The sequence below is a fragment of the Neorhizobium sp. T6_25 genome (assembly GCF_002968555.1).
Lineage (GTDB): Bacteria > Pseudomonadota > Alphaproteobacteria > Rhizobiales > Rhizobiaceae > Neorhizobium.
Window position 1 is genome coordinate 382,001 of sequence record NZ_PVBL01000001.1, and the last position, 20,041, is coordinate 402,041.

Consider the following 20,041-nt stretch of genomic DNA (forward strand, 5'->3'; position numbering starts at 1 on the left):
CTGATCGAAGAATGAAAGCAATGCACATGCAGCAGCTCAACGCCAATTCGCTCGAATCCTACTGGATGCCGTTCACGGTCAACCGGGACTTCAAGAAGAAGCCGCAGATCATCACCGGCGCGTCGGGCATGTATTACCACACGAGCGACGGCCACCGGCTTCTGGACGGGATTGCCGGCCTCTGGTGCGTGAACGCGGGGCATGGGCATCCAAAGATCGTCGAGGCCGTCCAGAAACAGGCCGCACAGCTTGATTTCGCATCCTCGTTCGGGCTCGGCCATCCTCTCGCCTTCGAATATGCCAGCCGACTGACAGCCGTCGCACCCGAAGGACTGGATCACGTCTTCTTCACCAATTCCGGGTCGGAGGCCACCGATACGGCGCTCAAGCTTGCCCTCGCCTATCACCATGCCCGCGGGGAAGGACAGCGGCAGCGCATCATCGGTCGCCAGCGCGGTTATCACGGCGTCGGTTTCGGAGGGCTTTCAGCGGCAGGCATGGGACCGCACAAGAAGCAGTTCGGCATGCTTTTGCCGGGTGCGGCCCATATGCCCCATACGCATGATCCCGCCCGCAATGCCTTCAGCCGCGGCCAGCCGGGCCACGGCGCGGAGATCGCCGAGGCGCTCGAACAGATGCTGCAGACCTTCGATCCATCGACGGTCGCGGCGGTGATCGTCGAGCCGATTGCTGCCTCGACGGGCGTGCTGATCCCGCCCGTTGGCTACCTGGAACGGCTGAGGGAAATCTGTACGCGCCACGGCATTCTGCTGATCTTCGATGAAGTGGTCACCGGTTTCGGGCGCCTCGGCCGTCCGTTCGCGGCCGACCGTTTCGGCGTCACTCCCGACCTCATCGCCATTGCCAAGGGCATGACCAACGGTGCGGTCCCGATGGGCGGCGTCATCAGTTCCAACGACATCTACGAGACGCTGATGACAGGCGCCCCGCAAGGTGCCGTGGAGTTCTCGCATGGATATACCTATTCAGGTCATCCGCTGGCTTGCGCGGCGGCCCTGGCGGCGCTGAACGTCTATCTCAACGAAGGCGTGTTCGAGCGCGCTGCAGCGATCGAGCCGGTCTGGCAGGAAAAGGCCCATTCGCTCAAGGGCCTGCCGGCCGTGGTGGATATCCGCAATCTCGGGCTGCTTGCCGGCATCGAACTCGGCGAAGATGTCGCCGGCGGCAAGGTCACGGCGAAAAAGGTCTACGAATTCTGCTTCGAGCGGGGCGTCATGATACGGCCGGTGGCGAACACCATCGTTCTTTCTCCTCCCCTTGTGATTTCGGAGACGGAAATCGATATGCTGTTTTCGGCCATCGCCGCCGGTTTGAAGACGTTGTAGCGCGGGCGGCGGGTGGCATTGCTGACCGGCATGCGTGCCAAAATCGAGATCGACGGCCTGAGCTATAATCTGATTGACCTGCCGGCCGAGGCAGGCGACGATCTCTCGCCCATGCCGTATATCCATCGGATATTGCTGGAGAACGCTCTAAGGACGGCCGGAGACGATGCATCGCGGGCCAGGTTTCATGGTCCATGCCGGATCGGGAGAACCCCAGTCGTTGTGGGATGCGGCGCAGCGTTACAAGGCTGAAGGCAGGTCCGTCGTCATTGTCGCCGGCGCGCGATACGGAATGGGTTCGTCCCGCGATTGGGCGGCCAAGGGTGCGGCGCTCCTCGGCGTGCGGGCGGTTCTGGCCTCCAGTTTCGAGCGCACTCACCGCTGGAACCTGATCGGCATGGGCATCCTCCCGCTGCGCCTGCCGCATGATCAGGCGCCGGAGACACTCGAACTGCGCCTCGGCGATGTCCCGACCGTACAGGCTGAACCGGCCATGGTTTCTCCGCGTTGCGACGTGCCGGCTTCGCTCAGGCGAGCTGACGGCTTCTCGGGAACATTCGATACATCGGTTGCGATCGAACACATGCCGAGGTCGAACTGCTGCGCGCCGGTGACATGCTTCCGCTGATCCTCAGGCGTCATCTTGCCAGGTCGCTATCCGGTCCTGCATTCGCCCACAATGGTCTCACGGCCCGACCAGCGTCCGGTACACGCTAGCATTCGCCGACATGAAAATCGGGATGGCAAGCTATGAGCCATTGCCCTTCGAGATTAGCCAGCGATAGGCATAGGGCTCGAGTTCCAGACGCGGCTTCTTCACCACTTCGAATTCGACATCATCGATCAGGTCGCGAAAGCGCTTGGGCTGCATGCCGCCGAAATGGATCTCGGTCTCGATCCGCCGGGCCGCCAGATTGTGCACCAACAACAGCAGATCGCCTGCATCTTCGAAACCGTGAACCAGGACGGCAGGGTCCGTTGCGCTGAGCCTCACCGCCCGGCCTCTCGTGAAGATCGGCTGGTTACGGCGAAGGTTGATAAACCGTCTCACTTTGTTCAGCAGCGAGCCCGGATCTTTCTCCTGATCGGCGACATTCACCTTCTTATAGGAAAACTTCCCCTCGGTTTTGACTGGCTGATACAGCTTTCCGGCATTTGCAGTCGAGAAGCCGCCGTTCTTCTCGGCCGACCACTGCATCGGCACCCGCACGGCGTCACGCCCGGGCCGGGAGAGATCCTCGCCGATGCCGATCTCGTCTCCATAGACGACGAGCGGCGGGCCCTTGAGCGAAAAGACGATACTGAAAGCCATTTCGATCCGCCGTTGGTCTCCATTGAGCATCGGAGCGACGCGGCGACGAATGCCACGATCAAAAACCTGCATCTCCTTTTTCGGAGCAAAAACCTCGAACACCGCTTGCTTCAGATCCGCCGGGACCCGAGAGAAATCGAGCTCATCGAGGTTGCGCAGGAAATTGACCCAGCCACAGCCGGCCGGCGGCTCGGGAAGAAGGCTCAACCCCTGATTGATCGCCGCTGCGTCTTCCTTGGCAAAGCCCGCGAAGAGATAGCAGGCGAGCATGAAGTTGAGCAGGAGCTGGAGTTGATCACCCTCCCCGAAAAACGCGTCGGACGCTTCCGGCGGAAGATTGACTTCCCCGACAAGCACTCCGCCAGGCCGGCGGCTTCGCAGATAGGCGCCAATCTGCCTCAGAATGCCGTGCGGGTCGCGGGGATTGGCGTGTTCAAGGCCCTTGTTGGCAATGATGAGTGGAGCGGCGTCCAGCCTGAAGCCGCTCACACCGAAAGCGATCCAATAATCGACGATTCTTAGTATCTCTTCGCGGACCTGAGGATTTGCAGCGTTCAATTCCGGCTGAAAGTCATAAAAATGGTGGAAATAGTAGGCACGGGCGACCTCGTCGTAAGTCCACAGGCTGTCTACCTCGCCAGGAAAGATCGATTTGGCGCCGACGGCGACCGGTGGGGGATCGGCGCTCCACACGTAATAATCGCGATAGCGCGTCTCGTCGTCCCGCCGCGCCGCCTGAAACCAGGGATGCTGGTCCGATGTATGATTGACGACCAGGTCGATGATGACGCGAATGCCATGCTCTCCGGCGCCGTGAAGAAAGGCGAGAAAGTCGTCCAAGGTCCCGACCTTCGGATTGACGGTGTAGAAATCGCTAACGTCGTAACCGTTATCGCGATCGGGGCTGCGAAAAAAAGGCAGCAGCCAGATGCAGGTGATGCCGAGTTCGGAGAGGTAGGTCAGTTTCTCGGTGAGCCCTATGAAGTCGCCGATGCCGTCGCCGTTTCCGTCGGCGAACTTTTCAACGTCGATGCTGTAGATCACCGCCTCTTCATACCAGGTGCTGCTCCTGTTCGGCACTCCTGCTGACCTCCGGGTACCTCTCGTCAAGAGTGACTAAACGGTCCGAGGATTGCCAAGTTCCCAGGCTGCCATCTGCCGTCCCGCAAAAAAGCCGCAGAGCGGATACCCGCCTATTCTATCGTTCGCCGTGCTGGAACCATCGCCCCTCGTCCCAGTTAGCGTGTCCCACACAACCAAAGAGGAAATGCGATGGCAGATACATCGGAAACCCGTACCATCTTCGTGACCGGCCTCAAGAACGCGCACGCCATGGAAAACCAGGCGCTGTCGATCATGAAGCCGCAGGTCTCGCGGATCGAAAACTATCCGGAGGTGGCGGCGCGGCTCGAGCAGCATATCCGTGAAACGGAGGGTCAGATCGCCAGGATCGAGGAGGTTCTCACGAGCTTGGCGGAAGAGCATTCGAGCTTGAAGGACATGGCATTGTCCCTCACCGGCAGCATGGCGGCGATGGGACACAGCGTTGCCGGCGACGAGATCATCAAGAACTCGCTCGCCAATTTCGCTTTCGAGAATTACGAGATCGCCGCCTACAAGTCGCTCATCACCATCGCCGAACATGGCGGCTTTCCGGGACTGGCGCCGGCGCTAAAAAGCAATCTCGAGGAAGAGATCGCCATGGCAAAATGGCTGGACGACAATCTGAAGAGCGTGACGATGAAGTTCGCTTCACTCAAGGAAGCGGGCGAACGTGCAAAGATCTGACCAACTCCGTTCCGATATCGGTCGATCCTGCGGCCCAGCCCGCAGGATCGACCGGGCGGCACGACTGCCGGTATTGATGAAGTAACGGAACATGCCTGACGACGGCAAATCGGGACCGGCGTGTTCCCTCCGGACAACGCAGTCCTGCGAACAACTCCGCTCACTGGCGCAGAGGATCGCCGAGCGTCGGGCCATCCTGTTTGTGGGAGCCGGCGTGTCGATGAATGTCGGCTTGCCGTCCTGGAGGAAGCTTACCGAGCACATGGTCGATGAATTAAGTCTCGACCGCTCGCTGATCACGCGCCCGGACCTCAGCTACCAGACGATCGCGGAATATTATCGGCTGTCGCAGGGCAGCATCGTCTCCCTCAGCCGATGGCTCGACCGCGAATGGAACGTTTGCCGCGACCGTATTGCCGCATCGGCAATCCACGAAATGATCGTGTCGCTGGAGTTTCCGATCATCTATACGACCAACTACGATCGTAACCTCGAGACGGCATTCGAACTGCATGGCCGGCCTTACATCAAGGTGACGAATGCCCACGACGTGGCACGGGCCTCGGGTGAGGTCACCCAGATCATCAAGTTTCACGGTGACTTTGATGAGCCCGAAAGTCTCGTACTTGCGGAGTCGGACCACTTTGACAGGCTCTCGTTCGACTCACCTCTCGATGTGAAGTTTCGATCGGACGCTCTAGGCCTGACGGTGTTGTTCATCGGCTACAGCATGTCCGACATGAACATCCGTCTGCTTCTCTATCGGCTCTGGCGTACATGGTCGAATTCGGGTTTCGAAAAGGAGCGACCGCCCTCATTCATCTTCATGCCATGCCCCAACCCGGTCCAGGAGGCCGTTCTCGGCCATTGGGGAATCAGCATGTTGAGCGGCGATGACGACGATCCAGGGATGGCGCTCCAAGGTTTCTTGGAGCTGCTCCTGCACGAGGTGAACATTGCCAGGCGCCGCCGAAAAGACCACGTCAAACCTGAGTAAGACCGTCCAAGGGCGGATCCTCCTCAAAGCGCGAGCTCGCGTCGAACCGTTTCCAGGCGCTCCATGGCAATCACGCCATCGGCGATCGTCGGCGCGGGAGTCGTTGCGCCCCCGAGCGCGGGAACCACATCGGCCAGCAGCGAATGGTAACCCTTCGGATCCTCGTTGGCTGCGGCGGTGAAATTCGGTTTCCACGTCAGCGTGTCGCACTCCTCCTTCAGCGTCGCGCCCAGGTCGTCGATCTTGAATGGCGGATTGCGATGCCAGCGGATTTCGATCACGTCCTCCACCTCGATACGCTGGTGGTCGCCCATCAGTTCGATCCGCTCGACCGGCGTGCCGCGCGACTGGATCGTACCCATGGCGATATTGCCGATCGCTCCGCATTCGAACTCAAAGGCGACATGGAAGAGCAGCCGGCCCGGAGCTTTCTCCACCTTGCGGGTCGAGATCGAACGAACCGGCGACACCAGAAAGGACGCCAGGTCCATGTAATGCACGCAGTGATGCAGAAAAAAGCCGGTATAGTCGACATTGCCGGCGAAATAGCCCGGTGCCGTCATGTAATAGCCGGTCAGGCCGAGCACCTCCCCAAAGCGGCCGGACTTGACGATATTCGCCGCCATGCGGTTGCCGATCGAATAGCGCTTCATGAAGCCGAGCAGCAGCGGCTTCTTCACCTTTTCCGAAGCAGCTAGAAGTTCCCGCGCCCCGGCGGCGGAACCCGATGGCGGCTTTTCCATAAAGACAGGCAAGCCCCGTTCGAGCGCCGCCTTGCCGAAGGCGAGATGCTGATCCGGGCCGACGGCCATCCCGACCGCATCGATGCCGCGTGTCGAAAGCAGGGTCTGCGCGTCCGTCGTCAGGTTGGTAACGCCGAATTGCCGGCCGGCGTCCTTGAGGCGTTTGCCATCGATATCGCACAGCGCAACGATTTCGACGTCGTGGCGCACGAGTTGGGGAAGCAGCATCTGGGTTGCGTGAACGCCGCAACCGATCCAACCGATTTTCAAAGTCATCGACGATATTCCGTGAGCAGGAGATGGGATTTCATGAACGCGCTAGAGGCCGCCAGCCGATCGCTCTCATCCTCGTGCGGCGGGCGCCATTGGGCGAACGGCACGCCGAAGCGGTCGTCGTTGCGGCGGAACGGTTCGAGCGAAACCGGCCCCTTGTAGCCGATCTCGTGCAGCGCCCGGCAGACATCGACCCAGTCGGTGGAACCCGTGCCCGGGAAGCCGCGGTGGTTTTCATTGGCCTGGAAATGCACCAGCCGGTCACCGGCAAGCCGGATGGCCTCGGCGATCGAGCTTTCCTCCATATGCATGTGGAAGGTGTCGAGCATCAGCTTGACGGCTGGATGATCGACGGCATCCAGCAGTTCCATCGCCTGCCGGGTGGTGCAAAGAACGTCGCTTTCGAAGCGGTTGAGCGGCTCGACGGTCAGCAAAACACCCATTTTGGCAGCGTGGTCTCCGGCTTCCTTCAGGCCTTTGACGCAACGCTCCTTGCGGGCCAGCCGTTCGGCCTCGTCGACCGGCTGCGGGGCACGACCGGCGAACACGAGAGGATTGCCCGTCAGCGGCCCGCCGACGATCTTCGAACCGAGGCCTGCCGCGCAATCGGCCGTATATTTCAGGTATTCGACACCGGCGCGATGGGCTTCGGCATCGGCCGACGCGAGATTGCGCTGCAGGTTGACGCGGGCGGCGAGCACGACGCCGAGACCAGCATCGTCGAGCGCTTTCTTCGTTTCCCTGATGTCGAGTTCGCCGGCTTCCGGGACCAGAAGCTCCACGAAGTCAAAGCCGTGCCGACGCATCTTTGCAAACAGCGGAAAATGCTCGGCCGTGAAGGGCCTGGCATACTGCATGGAAATCAACCCGATGGGGTTCATTGTTACGTCCTCTTTTACATTCCGTTTCGTCGGCTGCGCCGACCATTCCCTGCCCTCATCCCTTGCCCTCATCCCTTGACTGCGCCCTGGGTCAGCCCGCCGATCAGGCGCCGCTGCACGAGAAGGAAAAGGACGGTCGCGGGCATTGCGCCGACCACTGCGCCTGCTGCCAGCAGTCCCCATTCGATCTGGTATTCGCCGATCAGCGTCTGGATCGCGACCGTGACCGGGCGCACGTTCCGCCCGCCAAGCGTCAACGCGTAGAGATATTCGTTCCAGGCGGTGATGAAGATGTAGATGCCGGTCGAGATGATGCCCGGCATGGTCAGCGGCAGGACTATCTTGCGCAGCGCCGTCAGGCGCGAGCATCCGTCGGTCATGGCCGCTTCGTCGAGGCTCTTCGGAATGGCGCCGATATAGCTCGTCAGCATCCACACCGCGAACGGGATCGCCACAGTCGCATTGGCAAGGATCAGGCCGAAATGGGTGTCGAGGATGTTGAAGCGGCGCATCAGCACGAAGAGCGGCAGGATGAGCAGCACGATCGGGAACATGTTGATCAGAAGGAACTGCAGCATCAGCAGCTTGCGGCCCGGAAAACGGAAGCGCGAAAAGGCATAGGCCGCCGTGACCGAGACGATCAGCCCGACGACAACCGTGCCGGCGGCGATGATCAGGCTGTCCAGCATGTTCTTGAGGAAGGATGTCTGCTCGATGAGCCGCACGTAGTTGTCGAGGCTCCAGCCAAGCGGCGAAAGCGACACGCCCGTGGCATTCAACACTGCGGTCGGCGTCAGCGATGTCAGGATCATCCAGGCGAAGGGCGCCATGGCGAAGAGGACGATCAGCAGGACCGGAAGGTCGGTGGTGATGATCCGGCGAAGTGCACTTTGTTTCATCGTTCCACCTCGCGCATCGTACGGGAGAGATAGAGAACCACGAAGGCGCCGAGCAGGATCGTGAAGGTGACGGCGATCGCGGTGCCGTAGCCGAAATCGAGGTTCTGGCGCGCCTTGATGAAGGCATAAAGCGGCAGGGTGTGTGTGGCATAGCCGGGGCCGCCGCCGGTCATGACGAAGATGACGTCCATGGAATTGGCGACCCAGATCACCCGTAGCAAACCGGCGGTCGCGAGCACCGGCGCGATGCCCGGCAGCGTGATATGGACGAACTGCCGCCAGGTGGAAGCGCCATCGATCGACGCCGCTTCATATTGGCTGCGCGGAATACCCTGAAGGCCAGCAAGGATCATCACCGCGAAGAAGGGAAAGCCCTGCCAGGTCAGGGTGGCGATGATCGCATAGATCGCCACGTTGGGATCGGCGAGCCACGGAACGGCAGACTGGACGATCGACAGGTAGATGAGGATGTCGTTGAGCACGCCCGTATTCGGATCATAGATCCAGCGCCACATCAGCGCGATCACAACGCTCGGGAGCGCCCAGGGAATGATGATCAGCGCCCGTGCCAACCCACGCCAGGGAAACTCGCGGTTGAGGAGCAGGGCCGCGACAAGCCCGAGCCCCATCTGCAATGGCACGGTCAATCCGATCCAGATGATGGTGTTCCACAACGCCGTCCAGAAGACCGGATCGTTGAACAGCTTGACGTAGTTGCCGAAGCCCACGAACTTGCTGGCATTGGGGCGAAACAGGATCAAGTCGTAGAAGCTCGTGAAGACGGCCTGCACCATCGGCATGAAGACGATGACGACGGTCACCACGACAGCCGGTGCAAGCAGCCAGTACGGCAGAAGCCGTTCCGAATGCCAGCGCAACAGCGTGCGGCGCTCCACGGTAGAATGGTTCGATCGGGACATGCGAATCCAGCCTCGAGGCGGGGAAAGAGGTCCCGACACAGGACGTGCCGGGACCGGAGACGACTTTTACTGGGCAAACAGCGTCTGCAACTGTTCCATCATCTGCTTGGGCGTGATCTGGCCGGTCAAAGCCCGCTGCATGTTGGTCTGCCAGGCAGAGTTGACAAATTCCGAAACCGCCGAGGTCTGCGGCAGCACCCTGGCAAACGGCAAGGATTGGACGGTCGCTTCGACGAAACGGCGCTCGTGGAGCTTCCATTCGGCAGAGCCGCTTTTCGTGACCGTCAGCTGGCCTGTCGCGCCGTTGAAGGCGACGTTGTTCTGGCCCTCGGCCAGGAAGGAAATCCACTTCCAGGCAGCGTCCTTGACCGAGGACGAGGAGAAGATCGCAAGCGACTCATCGCCGTAAGACGTCCATTGACCATTGCCGCATTTCGGAACCGGCACGGCGGAAACCTTGTCGCCGAGAGCCGCAACGAGATCCTTGGACGAACCGATATGGTGGATGGTCATGGCTGTCTTGCCGGATTTGAACGCGGCGACGATTTCCTGGAAACCATCATTCGGCGCGGACGGCGGAATGACCTTGTCCTTCTGGAAGAGATCCACCAGCCATTGGTTTGCGGCAATCGCCTCGGGCTTGGTCAAGCCACCCGGCTTCAGTTCGGCGCCCTGGGACAGCACGAAAGCGCCCCATTGGTCCCAGCCGCCCTTGCCGCCGCGCAAGCCGAAGCCGTAGGTCTGCGGCGCGTTGGTCAGCCTGATCGCCGCATTGCGGAAATCTTCACAGGTCTTGGGCGGCTGCAGACCGGCCGCCTGGAAGAGATCGGTCCGGTAATAGAGATAAAGGACCACGTACTGGATAGGCAGGTAATATTGGTTTCCGTCCGGACCCTTGTTCAGGTCGACCAGGTTGTCCAGCAGGTCGGCCTTGCCCTTCCACGCGTCGAGCTGCTTGCCGATCGGCTCCAGCGCTCCCATTTCCGCAAGCCGGGGCTGGGCGAAGAGCTTCACCATCGCCGCATCCGGTGCATTGCCGCCGACCAGCGCGGTGTAGAGATTGTCGTAGTAGCTGTTCCACGGCACGTTCTCGGCTTCGATCTTGATGCCGGGATTGGCTGTCTCGAACTTCTGGACCAGGTCCGACATCGGGTTCGCCGGGTTGTCGAAATGGTACCAGAAGCGGACGGTTTCCGCCTTCGCCTGACCGAACGCGGCCGAAGCCGCAAGAGCGGCGCCAAGCGCGAGTGTCTTCAGAAATTTCATAGTCTCCTCCTCTTGATCGTTCACGTCATCGACGTCGTGTCAGTCGCCTTGCTGCACTGCCTGCGGCCGCCAACGCCTCCCGCGCGGCCGAAAGTTCACTCGTGTTCTGCAGGAAACCGTGGATGACGCCCGGCACGACGTGCAGCTCGTCGTCCCGGCCGAGAGCCTTGAGACGCTGGCTCAGGCTCACGGTGTCGGAAAGCAGCGGGTCCACCCCCGCCGCCATCAGATAAAGTGGCGGCAGCGCCACCAAGGCCGCATCGGACGCCGCAAGGGGGCAGGCAAGCGGATCGTCCTCGACTGAGCGCTCACCGGCATAGAACGACCAGTATCGCTGCATCTTTCCGCGCGTGAGTGCCGGGCCTTCGGCGAAACGGACGTAAGATGCCGTTTCGAACGAACGCGCATAAGTGCCGTAAAAGAGCAGCGCGGCATCCGGCAGCCGTCGGCCCTCGGCCTGTTCATGCAGTATCGCTGCAAGAGCAATGTTGGCTCCCGCCGAGTCGCCGGAGATGATCACGGGACCAGGGCGGACGCCTTCGCCGGCCGTCACCTTGAAAAGACCTCGCAGCGTCGCAACGACATCCATGAGCCCGGCCGGATACGGCGCTTCCGGGGCCAGCCGGTAATCGGGCATCACGACCGGCATGCCGCTTTCCAGCGCCAGAACCCGCGCGCAACGCTCATGGGTTTCCGGCGAGCAGAAGGCAAAGCCGCCGCCATGCACGAACAGGATGGCGCCATCCGCGGCATCCGGCGGCACGAACACCTTGAGGCGACAGCGGGCCGACCCGAGGTGCGCATCTTCCGCTACCCAGACCTCCCCGACGTTTGCCATGGCTGGCAGATTGACATTCCATCGCACATTGGCGGCAAGCGTCTGTGCACGACCTTCAGCCGGCGGAAGGGTCGTTGGATCCGACAGAGGTCCGAGCTCCGCAGCCACCCGCTGCGTCAGCGCCAGCATTTCGTCCGAAAGCGTGTCCGACAGTTGAGAGAGGTCGTTCACTGTGTCGCCTCCGGGAAAACCTCAGGCCCGAGATCGACAATGGTCGCGATATGATGACGCATGGCCGCCGTCGCCCGCCCTGCATCACCGCTTTCGACCGCGTCGATGATGCTGCGATGCCGCAATGCAGTCGCCTCGAGATCCCGCGCCATCGGGCTGCGGGAAATCTTGAACCGGTGATTATGCACGAGGCAGCGATGAAGAATCGGATCGAGCGCCGGCAGGTTTGCATCTTCGAAAATGCGCCGATGGAAATCGCGGTCGAAGGCCGCAAGCTCCAACTCGTCACCTGCCGCGGCCGCAAGCAGCATCTTGTCGAGGAGGCTATCGAGTTCCTTGACCAGCGTGCGGCTGCGAGCGCGCATGACGCGCGCCATGCCGTTGCCCTCTATCTGCTGACGCAACCGGAACATCTCGATTGCTTCGTCTTCCGTGCATTCGGAAACCTGCGTCCCACGATGCCCCCGGCGACGGACCAGCCCTTCCTCCTGAAGCTGCAGGAGCGCCTCGCGAACGGTGCCCTGGCTGCACTGGAAGTGGGCCGCCAGCTCCAATTCCGTAAGGCCAGTCCCTGGCGCAAGCGTTCCGAGCATGATGTCGCGCTTCAACGCATTGAAGGCGGCGCCCGCCTTGGGCGATCTGATCGATGTCGATCTAGCGGAAAAATAGGCCATCTCACTCATCCAGCCGATTGCGCATTTCAGAAACTATGATTATCGATATTGATATCGATAACTGGCGTCAAGCTTGAAAAATATTCGGGAGGACCTCGTGTCTGGCATTGCGTTGAAGAAGATCCGGAAGTCGTATGGCGCCCTGCAGGTCATCCACGACATCAATATTGAGATCCGAAGCGGCGAGTTCCTGGTTCTCGTCGGCCCTTCCGGATGCGGGAAATCGACGCTTCTGCGCATGATCGCCGGGCTGGAGGAGATTTCCGGTGGCGAACTGGATATCGAAGGCCGCACGGTCAACCTGCTTCCGCCGGCCGAGCGCAACATCGCCATGGTCTTTCAGGACTACGCTCTTTACCCGCATATGAGCGTGCGGGAAAACATGTCGTTCGGCCTCAAGATGCGCGGCGGCGACGACCGGGAAATCGAAAGCCGCGTCGGTCAGGCTGCCGATGTCCTCAAGATCAGGGATTATCTCGATCGCCGGCCGGCACAATTGTCGGGCGGCCAACGCCAGCGCGTCGCCATGGGCCGTGCGATTGTCCGCGAGCCGGCGGCGTTCCTGTTCGACGAACCGCTTTCCAACCTCGACGCTGCGCTGCGCGTCGAAATGCGCCTGGAAATCGCAAAACTGCACAACCGCATGAAGGCGACCACGGTTTATGTCACGCACGATCAGGTGGAGGCCATGACCCTGGCCGACCGCATCGTGGTGATGAACAGCGGCGTGGTGGAGCAGATTGGCAAGCCGCTCGATCTCTATCACAACCCGTCGAGCCTGTTCGTCGCCCGCTTCATCGGCAGCCCGACCATGAACACGCTGCCGGCGAAGATCGCCTCCGATAGCGAAAGCGTGAAACTTCTGGGAAAGACTGCGACCGGCAGCATTCCAGGCGCAGGGGCACTTGCCGGCCGGGACGTCACGCTCGGAATTCGGCCCGAAGAACTGATCTCTTGCTCCCCCGAACAGGCCTGGTTCAGCGGCGAACTGATGGTGGCCGAACGGCTCGGCAGCCAGACCTACGGCTATGTCGAATTGGGCCATTCGAAAATGCTGACCGTCGAGTTCCCCCGAGACCGCGACATCACGGTCGGCGAAACGATCCATGTGAAGGGCAATACCGACAGGGTGCACCTGTTCGACACCGGGACAGGCAAAAGGCTGAACTGAACCTGGAGCCGTTCAAGCAAAGTCGTGGCGGCGTTTCGAGCGCTTTGGATAAGATGCAGTGCCTTGCAGGCAAACTTGTTGGCGGGTGAATTTGTCCCAGATTGAACGACTGTATTACCCGGTTCGGGTGGCCCTGTGGCGGATTTCCGCCCTTCGTGGTCAGAGCGCCCCGGCGTGGCCCATGACGGTGGAGGTCTCGCATCACATCGATGCATCCGAACCTGACAGCGACGGGTTCTACGACTACCACTACGAGTACGATGTCTATGAGTTTTCAGACGGAGTTTTGACACTCCTGGCGCGCTCATACAGCGACGAACCTGAAACGGCCGCCCTGATGGGATGGTACAGGGGCAAAGCAAGGAACTGGCTGAAAAAACAGGATCTGCATCATCCGCTTGTCCTCGAATCCGCCGCCTATCTTCGTGCGTCCGGTAAATCCAGACTCGACTGGCTGGACCGAAAAAGCCGCGGCTACGTGCCGTTGAATAATCCGGGCGCATAGGTTCTTCGATCCAGCACCAGCGCTTGCCCCACAGTTCCGATAGCGGAAGCGACGTGTGGTGCGCCTGACCAACTGCCGAAACTCTCACGATTCCAGCCTGTGCCGAAGGGTTTCAGTGACGGGAACTTTCCATGCGACCCGCGGTTAGGAGGCCGCAACGAAAACTGAGAGGAAACACTGCATGATCGTAAAACTTCTCACTGCGAGCACTCTCGTGCTCGGTCTTGCGGCTTCTGCATTCGCACAGGGTGCCGGCGGTGGTTCCGGCACCGGCGGTTCGGGTTCGACCGGCTCTTCGGGCGCCGGTACCGGGGCCGGGACGGCGAGCGATACGACCGCGCCCGGAACGTCGGCAACGGGTAACGCTAACACGCAGGGCGCCGGCACGGCCGGAAGCACCAACGCCAATTGCGGCAAGAGCCCCACGACTGCCGGAGCCGGCGGCACCAACGCTTCCACCTCCAACCCGAACAGCCCAACCAACCAGGCAAATTCCTGCTGACATGATCGAGCAGACTTCGTCCAAGCCCCGTGGCCGTACCGGCTGCGGGGCTTTTTACGTTCCTGCTGATCCAACGTGCCTCATGAGCCGAGATTGCGGTCGGTGGTGCGCCCTGTAAACAGAGGTACCTCCTCGATATTCGCCAGCACACGCTCCTTCAACAGGAATCGGCGCACATTCTCTCGGATTGCCGGCAAGGGGAAGATGCCTTGAGCAGCCATCCGACAAGCCTTCGACAACACCTCGTATGTGTCGCCCCTTTTGTTGATCGGCCACTCGTCGAGAAAGTCGAAGACGTCTTCCAGGCTGGCAAGCTCCTGAACATAGCGAGATGTTTTTACAAACAGCGGTTTGTCAAACAACGTATTAGCCATCGCGACCTCCTTTCCTTTTCGCCGTGGACCGCAGATTGATGTAGGAAATGAGGCCGTGGGTTCAAGACACCGAGACTGTTCGCCCGATCGCATTTTTGAACGCGATGAAGCGATCCGCGAGGTGAAACCCAGCCTGTTTTACAGTCCTGTGACAGAAATGAAAGAAAGCTGGAAAACTCTGTAACCGGCCTGACACGATAGCGCTCTAAGGAACCGTAAACGCCTTCCCACCTGCGGAAGGCACTTGCGAGACCGGAGAGCTGCCGTGAAGATCATCCAGATTACCGACACCCATTTCAGCCCGGAGAAGTCGCATTTCAACGGCAATTGGGCGCCGCTGCTGACCTGGATCGAGGATACCCGCGCCGATCTCATCATCCATACCGGGGATCTGACCATCGATGGCGCCGACAAGCCCGGCGATATCACCTTCTGTATGGACCTGATGCGACAGACTTCGATCCCAATGCTGATCCTGCCGGGCAATCACGATGTCGGCCACCTGCCGGGTTCCGAGCAGCCGGTCAATGCCGAGCGCCTCAACCGCTGGCGGGACCTCGTCGGAGAGGACCGTTGGTTCGAAGACACCAACGGCTGGCGTTTCGTCGGCCTCAATTCGCTCCTGCTCGGTCATGAGGACGACGAGGAGGAAGCCCAGTTCGAATGGCTGCGCGAAACCCTCGAGGAGCGTCGCGGCCGCCGCATCGCGCTGTTTGCCCACAAGCCGCTGTTCGTCGACGAACCGCATGAGGGCGACACGGGCTACTGGAGCGTCCGCCCGGCGCAACGCAAGCGTCTCTACGACCTGATAGCCGCCCATGACGTGGCGCTTTTCGCGAGCGGCCACCTGCACTGGGCCTGGCAGGGCCGTTTCGAGAACACCGCCCTCACCTGGGCTCCGTCTGCTGCCTTCATCCTCGACAAGCTGGTGCGCGAAATGCCGGGCGAGCGGCTGGTGGGCGCGGTCGTGCATGAATTCGGCGACGACGTTCAAACCGATATCGTCGCCGTGCCCGGCATGACGGCCTATGTCCTCGACGACGTCATCGAGGAAGTCTACCCGACCAGTGCCAACCAAACGGAGAGCGTCGAATGACCGCCCTTTCGCTTCGCGGCATCGAAAAATCCTTTTCCGGCAATCCTATCCTCAAGGGCGTCAGCTTTGACGCCGGTCCGGGCGAGTTCATCGCCCTCGTCGGCCCTTCCGGCTGCGGCAAGAGCACGCTCCTGCGCATCCTTGCCGGCCTCGAAAGCGCTGACGCCGGCGAAATCATGCTTGGCGATCGCGACCTGTCGCCGGTGCCGGCGGCAGACCGCAACATTGCCATGGTCTTCCAGTCCTACGCGCTTTATCCGCACCTGACGGCGGCGCAGAATATCGCCGTGCCGCTGGTCATGCGCAAACTGACACGCGCGCAGCGCCTGCCGCTGATCGGCCCGCTGATGCCCGGCCAGCGCAAGGCGGTGGCGGCGATCAAGCGCGACGTGCGCGAGATGGCGGTGTCGCTGAAGATCGATCACCTGCTCGATCGCAAACCGGGCCAGATGTCCGGCGGTCAGCGCCAGCGCGTCGCGCTCGGCCGCGCCATGGTGCGCCGCCCCTCCGTCTTCCTGATGGACGAACCGCTTTCCAACCTGGATGCCAACCTGCGCGTCCACGCCCGTGGCGAGATCGTCGAACTGCATCGCCGCGCCGGCGTGCCGACACTCTATGTCACCCATGACCAGGCGGAAGCGCTGTCCATGGCCGACCGCGTTGCGGTGATGATCGGCGGTTCGCTGCTGCAGCTCGCCTCGCCGCAGGTGATCTACGACGATCCGGCGCATATCGAGGTGGCTCGTTTCATCGGCCAGCCGCGCGTCAACCTTTTTCCGTCGCAGGTCGGGGCCGATGGCACCATAGCGTTCGGCGACATCCGGGTCGGATTGCCCCGCGAGACGGTCGCAGCCGGCGCGCTGGTGACGATCGGCATCCGCCCGGAATTCGTCCGCGTCCACCGCACTGGCCAGCAGGGCCTGCCGGCACGCATCGACCGCATCGAATTCCTGGGCTCCGAGATCATCCTCTATTGCCGCCTGGATGCGATCGGCGAACCCGTGGTCGCCAAGCTTTCCCCCGCCGAAGGCGTCGGTCTTGCAGCCGGCATGCCGGTGCGACTCGAAATCTCGGCCGGCCACCTCTTCGTCTTTGCCGAGAACGGCCGCCGCTTGCCCTCGACACCGGTCGATGCTCCCGTCAGGTTGGAGACGGCTCATGGCTGAGGCGGTCGATGCTGCATTCCCCGTCGTCAGAAAACCTGCCCGCTCGGCTGCGGAGCGGCAGGAGGCACGCGCTGCACTCGTGCTTTCGCTGCCGGCTATGGTTCTCCTGTTCGTCTTCATCCTGCTGCCGGTCGCGGTGGTGATCCTGTTCGGATTTACCGACTACGAGCTCGGTTACGCGGGGTTCCGGTTCGTCGGCTTCGACAACTACACCGAGCTCTTCACCGACCGGACCTTCCGACGCTCGCTGTGGAACACTACGGTCTATACCGCGATCGTCGCACCGATCTCGATCTTCATGGCGCTCGGCCTTGCGATGCTGATCGAAAGCGAGAATATCGGCCGGTCCTTCTTTCGAACCGCTTATTTCCTGCCGGTCGCCTCCCTGCTCGTCGCGATGGCGACGGTCTGGCAATATCTGTTCCACCCGACGATCGGCCCGATCAACGCGCTTCTGGCGCTCGGCGGCCTGCCGCGCCCCAACTGGCTCGGCGCCTCGACATCCGTCCTCTACAGCCTGTCGATCATCGGCATCTGGCAATCGGTCGGCTTCAATCTCGTCCTGTTCCTGGCCGGCCTCACCGCAATCCCCCGCGAGCTCTATCACGCCGCGCATGTCGATGGCGCCCGCTCCACCTTCGACCGGTTCCGGCTGGTCACCTGGCCGATGCTTGGACCAACAACGCTGTTCGTCACGACGATCAGCATCATCAATGCCGTCAAGGTCTTCGAGACGGTCAAGACGCTGACCGAGGGCGGGCCGAACAAGGCTTCCGAAGTGCTGCTTTTCACCATCTACCAGGAAGGGTTCGTCTACCTGAAGGTCGGCTACGCCTCGGCGATGACCGTCGTCTTCCTGATCATCCTGATGGTGCTGATGTTCCTGCAATACCGCGTCCAGGACAAGCAGGTGCATTACTCATGAACGCTTCTGCCTTCACCCTCGGGCGAGCCGTCCGCCTGTCGATCCTGATCTTCGGCGCGGTGATATTTCTCGCCCCTTACGTCTTCATGATTTCGACCGCCGGCAAGGCGCAGAGCGACATCTTCTCCTCGTCGCTGTCGCTCATCCCGCAGCACTGGTCCTATGTCGAAAACTTCGCCAAGGCGCTGACACGCGTCTCGATGACGCGGCTACTTTTCAACGGCGTCGCCGTCTGCGCGCTGATCTTCGTTTTCCAGGTGGTGATCGCCATCCCCTGCGCCTACGCGATGGCGAAGCTGAAGTTCCGCGCGGCAAGGCTGATGATGGTGCTGGTCATGCTCGGCCTGCTGGTGCCGATCCATGCCACCGCCCTGCCGCTCTATGTCGCCTTCGACCGCATGGCCGTCCTCAACAGCTATTTCGCGCTGGTTGCCCCCTTCACCATCTCCGTCTTCGGCATCTTCCTCTTCCTGCAGTTCTTCCGCGCAATACCGGACGACCTGATACATGCCGCCCGGCTCGACGGGATGTCGGAGCTTGGCATTATCGGCCGCGTGATCGTGCCTAATGCCTGGCCGGCGATCACCGCGTTCGCGATCTTCTCGGTCGTCGCCCACTGGAACGACCTCTACTGGCCGTTGATCGTGGTTTCCAACCAGGCCTATGCGACACCGCCGCTCGGTCTCCTCTATTTCCGCGCCGCCGAGGCCGGCGACGACTACGGCGCCCTGATGGCCGCCACGCTGATCATCACCACTCCCCTCGTTGCTGCTTTCCTTCTGGCACAGAAGCGCTTCGTCGAGGGCATCACAATGACCGGTCTCAAAGGCTGACCGGCATCAACCAGGAGACTATGCGATGAAGCATCTCACCAACATCCTCGCCGCCGCGGCGATTGCCATGACGGTGTCGCTTCCGGCCCATGCCGAAACGACATTGACCGTGCATTATCCGATGCCGGGTTTCTTCAAGGACGTGATGGACACGATCTCGAAGAAGTTCATGGAAGAAAATCCGGACATCAAGATCCAGTTCGCCAATCCGTCGGCGACCTATGAAGAGGGCATCCAGCTGATCATGCGCCAGGCCGGCACGGCGGAAATGCCGGACCTGACCTTTATCGGCCTCAACCGCCTGCGCATGGTTCAGGAGCGCGACCTGCCCGTCGATCTCGCCCCGTTCATCGCCAAAGAAGGCGATATGGGCAAGCTCGGCTTTTCCGACAACATCCTGAAGCTCGCCCAGGTCAAGGGCAAGCAGGTGGGCCTTGCCTTCGCGACGTCGAACCCGATCATGTACTACAATGCCGACCTCGTGAAGGCTGCCGGCGGTAACCCGGACATGCCCCCGAAGACCTGGGACGAAGTCATCGCGCTCGGCGCCAAGATCAAGGCGCTCGGCAACGGCGTCGAAGGCATCGACTTCCGCTGGCAGGGCGACGACTGGATGTTCTCGGCGCTTCTGTTCGGCGCCGGCGGCCAGATGCTGGGCGCTGACGAAAAGTCCGTCGCTTTCGCCGGGTCGGAAGGCCTGAAGGCTGTCGAGACGCTCGACCGCATGGTCAAGCAGGGCGGCCTGCCGGTCTTCACGGCCCAGGCCGGTGAACAGGCATTCTTTGCCGGCAAGGTCGGCATCGAGTTCAAGACGACCGGCGCGCTGCGCAACACGATCAAGAGCGTCGGCGACAAGTTCGACCTACGTACCGCGCAGATCCCGCTGATCGATCCGGTCAAGGGCAAGCTGCCGACCGGCGGCAATGCCGTCGTCATCCTCGCCCGCAATGCCGAAAAGCAGCAGGCCGCCTGGAAGTTCGCCAAGTTCGCCGCCGGTCCGTATGGCGCCTCGGTCGTCGTTCCGGGCACCGGCTACGTTCCGAACAACGAGCTTGCCGCCAAGTCGCCCGACTATCTCGGCAATTTCTACAAGGAAAACCCGCTCTTCGTCGCCGGCCTCAGCCAGATGGACCGCATGGTTCCGTGGTACGCCTTCCCGGGCACCAACGGCGTCAAGGTCACCCAGGCGATCGTCGAGAACTTGTCGCGCATCGTCGAACAGCAGGCGACCCCGAAGGAAGCTCTCGAAGACGCTGCTTCCGAAGTGAAGGGCCTGCTGCCGCGCAGCTAAGATCCGTCCCAGCTTGATCGCATCATGGACCCGCCGTTTCCGACCGGAAGCGGCGGTTTTCCTTTTGCAT

The 20,041-nt window shown here is 61.4% G+C and carries 21 protein-coding genes; 12 read left to right on the forward strand and 9 right to left on the reverse strand.

Features of this window, described 5'->3' with window-relative positions; translation table 11 throughout:
- Nucleotides 1–11 precede the first annotated feature (11 nt).
- Entirely contained in the window at nt 12–1,346 is a 1,335-nt protein-coding gene (locus tag C5L10_RS01700) for an aminotransferase class III-fold pyridoxal phosphate-dependent enzyme (protein ID WP_371411899.1), read from the forward strand.
- A 166-nt stretch (nt 1,347–1,512) separates the two neighbouring features.
- The gene (locus tag C5L10_RS01705; RefSeq protein WP_371411900.1) at nt 1,513–1,974 is read left to right on the forward strand and encodes a hypothetical protein; all 462 of its coding nucleotides are present in this window, start codon (nt 1,513–1,515) and stop codon (nt 1,972–1,974) included.
- A gap of 120 nt (nt 1,975–2,094) precedes the next feature.
- Here the strand turns inward: C5L10_RS01705 and C5L10_RS01710 are convergent, their stop codons facing one another.
- Nucleotides 2,095–3,738 carry an alpha-amylase family protein gene (locus C5L10_RS01710; protein ID WP_105428247.1) on the reverse strand — a complete coding sequence of 548 codons (1,644 nt, stop codon included), beginning with the start codon at nt 3,736–3,738 and terminating at the stop codon, nt 2,095–2,097.
- Between the two features lie 192 nt (nt 3,739–3,930).
- Here C5L10_RS01710 and C5L10_RS01715 point away from each other — a divergent pair, with 192 nt between their 5' ends.
- Together C5L10_RS01715 and C5L10_RS01720 are read left to right on the forward strand one after the other, a co-directional pair.
- Complete coding sequence (locus C5L10_RS01715; RefSeq protein ID WP_105428248.1) at nt 3,931–4,446, forward strand: ferritin-like domain-containing protein; 516 nt, start codon at nt 3,931–3,933, stop codon at nt 4,444–4,446.
- 91 nt (nt 4,447–4,537) lie between these two features.
- The gene (locus C5L10_RS01720) at nt 4,538–5,443 is read left to right on the forward strand and encodes an SIR2 family protein (RefSeq protein ID WP_105428249.1); all 906 of its coding nucleotides are present in this window, start codon (nt 4,538–4,540) and stop codon (nt 5,441–5,443) included.
- 23 nt (nt 5,444–5,466) lie between these two features.
- Here the strand turns inward: C5L10_RS01720 and C5L10_RS01725 are convergent, their stop codons facing one another.
- From C5L10_RS01725 to C5L10_RS01755, 7 genes are all read right to left on the reverse strand, one after another.
- Nucleotides 5,467–6,462 carry a Gfo/Idh/MocA family protein gene (locus C5L10_RS01725; RefSeq protein ID WP_105428250.1) on the reverse strand — a complete coding sequence of 332 codons (996 nt, stop codon included), beginning with the start codon at nt 6,460–6,462 and terminating at the stop codon, nt 5,467–5,469.
- On the reverse strand, nt 6,459–7,340 hold the full coding sequence (locus C5L10_RS01730; protein WP_105428251.1) for a sugar phosphate isomerase/epimerase: 882 nt from the start codon (nt 7,338–7,340) through the stop codon (nt 6,459–6,461). Before C5L10_RS01730 ends, C5L10_RS01725 begins: the two co-directional genes overlap by 4 nt.
- Nucleotides 7,341–7,408: 68 nt before the next feature.
- Nucleotides 7,409–8,239, reverse strand: a complete 831-nt coding sequence (locus tag C5L10_RS01735; protein ID WP_105428252.1) for a carbohydrate ABC transporter permease — start codon at nt 8,237–8,239, stop codon at nt 7,409–7,411.
- Complete coding sequence (locus C5L10_RS01740; protein WP_105428253.1) at nt 8,236–9,159, reverse strand: carbohydrate ABC transporter permease; 924 nt, start codon at nt 9,157–9,159, stop codon at nt 8,236–8,238. The genes C5L10_RS01735 and C5L10_RS01740 overlap by 4 nt, the downstream gene beginning before the upstream one ends.
- A gap of 66 nt (nt 9,160–9,225) precedes the next feature.
- Nucleotides 9,226–10,425 (reverse strand): sugar ABC transporter substrate-binding protein, encoded by a 1,200-nt coding sequence (locus C5L10_RS01745; RefSeq protein WP_105428254.1) that lies wholly within the window; start codon nt 10,423–10,425, stop codon nt 9,226–9,228.
- A 25-nt stretch (nt 10,426–10,450) separates the two neighbouring features.
- The gene (locus C5L10_RS01750) at nt 10,451–11,434 is read right to left on the reverse strand and encodes an alpha/beta hydrolase (protein ID WP_245447891.1); all 984 of its coding nucleotides are present in this window, start codon (nt 11,432–11,434) and stop codon (nt 10,451–10,453) included.
- Nucleotides 11,431–12,108 (reverse strand): GntR family transcriptional regulator, encoded by a 678-nt coding sequence (locus C5L10_RS01755; protein ID WP_105428255.1) that lies wholly within the window; start codon nt 12,106–12,108, stop codon nt 11,431–11,433. The genes C5L10_RS01750 and C5L10_RS01755 overlap by 4 nt, the downstream gene beginning before the upstream one ends.
- Before the next feature lie 97 nt (nt 12,109–12,205).
- On the opposite strand from C5L10_RS01755, the gene C5L10_RS01760 reads away from it, so the two are divergent.
- The 3 genes from C5L10_RS01760 to C5L10_RS01770 all read left to right on the forward strand — a co-directional run bounded on the left by C5L10_RS01760 (nt 12,206) and on the right by C5L10_RS01770 (nt 14,286).
- On the forward strand, nt 12,206–13,279 hold the full coding sequence (locus C5L10_RS01760) for an ABC transporter ATP-binding protein (protein ID WP_105428256.1): 1,074 nt from the start codon (nt 12,206–12,208) through the stop codon (nt 13,277–13,279).
- Between the two features lie 181 nt (nt 13,280–13,460).
- Nucleotides 13,461–13,784 (forward strand): hypothetical protein, encoded by a 324-nt coding sequence (locus C5L10_RS01765; protein ID WP_105428363.1) that lies wholly within the window; start codon nt 13,461–13,463, stop codon nt 13,782–13,784.
- 181 nt (nt 13,785–13,965) lie between these two features.
- A complete protein-coding gene (locus tag C5L10_RS01770) occupies nt 13,966–14,286 on the forward strand; it encodes a hypothetical protein (RefSeq protein ID WP_105428257.1) in 321 nt (106 codons plus the stop codon).
- 80 nt (nt 14,287–14,366) lie between these two features.
- Here the strand turns inward: C5L10_RS01770 and C5L10_RS01775 are convergent, their stop codons facing one another.
- Nucleotides 14,367–14,660 carry a DUF982 domain-containing protein gene (locus C5L10_RS01775; protein ID WP_105428258.1) on the reverse strand — a complete coding sequence of 98 codons (294 nt, stop codon included), beginning with the start codon at nt 14,658–14,660 and terminating at the stop codon, nt 14,367–14,369.
- A 265-nt stretch (nt 14,661–14,925) separates the two neighbouring features.
- Between C5L10_RS01775 and C5L10_RS01780 the strand changes: the two genes are divergently transcribed.
- Genes C5L10_RS01780 through C5L10_RS01800 form a run of 5 tightly spaced genes read left to right on the forward strand, consistent with a single transcriptional unit; the run spans nt 14,926 to nt 19,971 of the window.
- Nucleotides 14,926–15,756 (forward strand): metallophosphoesterase, encoded by an 831-nt coding sequence (locus tag C5L10_RS01780; protein WP_105428259.1) that lies wholly within the window; start codon nt 14,926–14,928, stop codon nt 15,754–15,756.
- Nucleotides 15,753–16,922 carry an ABC transporter ATP-binding protein gene (locus tag C5L10_RS01785; protein ID WP_105428260.1) on the forward strand — a complete coding sequence of 390 codons (1,170 nt, stop codon included), beginning with the start codon at nt 15,753–15,755 and terminating at the stop codon, nt 16,920–16,922. Before C5L10_RS01780 ends, C5L10_RS01785 begins: the two co-directional genes overlap by 4 nt.
- Nucleotides 16,915–17,847, forward strand: coding sequence for a carbohydrate ABC transporter permease (locus tag C5L10_RS01790; protein ID WP_105428261.1), 933 nt, complete (start codon nt 16,915–16,917; stop codon nt 17,845–17,847). The genes C5L10_RS01785 and C5L10_RS01790 overlap by 8 nt, the downstream gene beginning before the upstream one ends.
- A complete protein-coding gene (locus tag C5L10_RS01795) occupies nt 17,844–18,680 on the forward strand; it encodes a carbohydrate ABC transporter permease (RefSeq protein ID WP_105428262.1) in 837 nt (278 codons plus the stop codon). The genes C5L10_RS01790 and C5L10_RS01795 overlap by 4 nt, the downstream gene beginning before the upstream one ends.
- Before the next feature lie 25 nt (nt 18,681–18,705).
- Nucleotides 18,706–19,971, forward strand: coding sequence for an ABC transporter substrate-binding protein (locus C5L10_RS01800; protein ID WP_105428263.1), 1,266 nt, complete (start codon nt 18,706–18,708; stop codon nt 19,969–19,971).
- Nucleotides 19,972–20,041: the final 70 nt, after the last annotated feature.

Coding starts and splice junctions, on each gene's coding strand:
- C5L10_RS01700 (WP_371411899.1), top strand. CDS start 12: ATGAAAGCAATGCACATGCAGCAGCTCAACGCCAATTCGCTCGAATCC.
- C5L10_RS01705 (WP_371411900.1), top strand. CDS start 1,513: ATGCATCGCGGGCCAGGTTTCATGGTCCATGCCGGATCGGGAGAACCC.
- C5L10_RS01715 (WP_105428248.1), top strand. CDS start 3,931: ATGGCAGATACATCGGAAACCCGTACCATCTTCGTGACCGGCCTCAAG.
- C5L10_RS01720 (WP_105428249.1), top strand. CDS start 4,538: ATGCCTGACGACGGCAAATCGGGACCGGCGTGTTCCCTCCGGACAACG.
- C5L10_RS01725 (WP_105428250.1), bottom strand. CDS start 6,462: ATGACTTTGAAAATCGGTTGGATCGGTTGCGGCGTTCACGCAACCCAG.
- C5L10_RS01730 (WP_105428251.1), bottom strand. CDS start 7,340: ATGAACCCCATCGGGTTGATTTCCATGCAGTATGCCAGGCCCTTCACG.
- C5L10_RS01735 (WP_105428252.1), bottom strand. CDS start 8,239: ATGAAACAAAGTGCACTTCGCCGGATCATCACCACCGACCTTCCGGTC.
- C5L10_RS01740 (WP_105428253.1), bottom strand. CDS start 9,159: ATGTCCCGATCGAACCATTCTACCGTGGAGCGCCGCACGCTGTTGCGC.
- C5L10_RS01745 (WP_105428254.1), bottom strand. CDS start 10,425: ATGAAATTTCTGAAGACACTCGCGCTTGGCGCCGCTCTTGCGGCTTCG.
- C5L10_RS01755 (WP_105428255.1), bottom strand. CDS start 12,108: ATGGCCTATTTTTCCGCTAGATCGACATCGATCAGATCGCCCAAGGCG.
- C5L10_RS01765 (WP_105428363.1), top strand. CDS start 13,461: ATGACGGTGGAGGTCTCGCATCACATCGATGCATCCGAACCTGACAGC.
- C5L10_RS01770 (WP_105428257.1), top strand. CDS start 13,966: ATGATCGTAAAACTTCTCACTGCGAGCACTCTCGTGCTCGGTCTTGCG.
- C5L10_RS01775 (WP_105428258.1), bottom strand. CDS start 14,660: ATGGCTAATACGTTGTTTGACAAACCGCTGTTTGTAAAAACATCTCGC.
- C5L10_RS01785 (WP_105428260.1), top strand. CDS start 15,753: ATGACCGCCCTTTCGCTTCGCGGCATCGAAAAATCCTTTTCCGGCAAT.
- C5L10_RS01790 (WP_105428261.1), top strand. CDS start 16,915: ATGGCTGAGGCGGTCGATGCTGCATTCCCCGTCGTCAGAAAACCTGCC.
- C5L10_RS01795 (WP_105428262.1), top strand. CDS start 17,844: ATGAACGCTTCTGCCTTCACCCTCGGGCGAGCCGTCCGCCTGTCGATC.
- C5L10_RS01800 (WP_105428263.1), top strand. CDS start 18,706: ATGAAGCATCTCACCAACATCCTCGCCGCCGCGGCGATTGCCATGACG.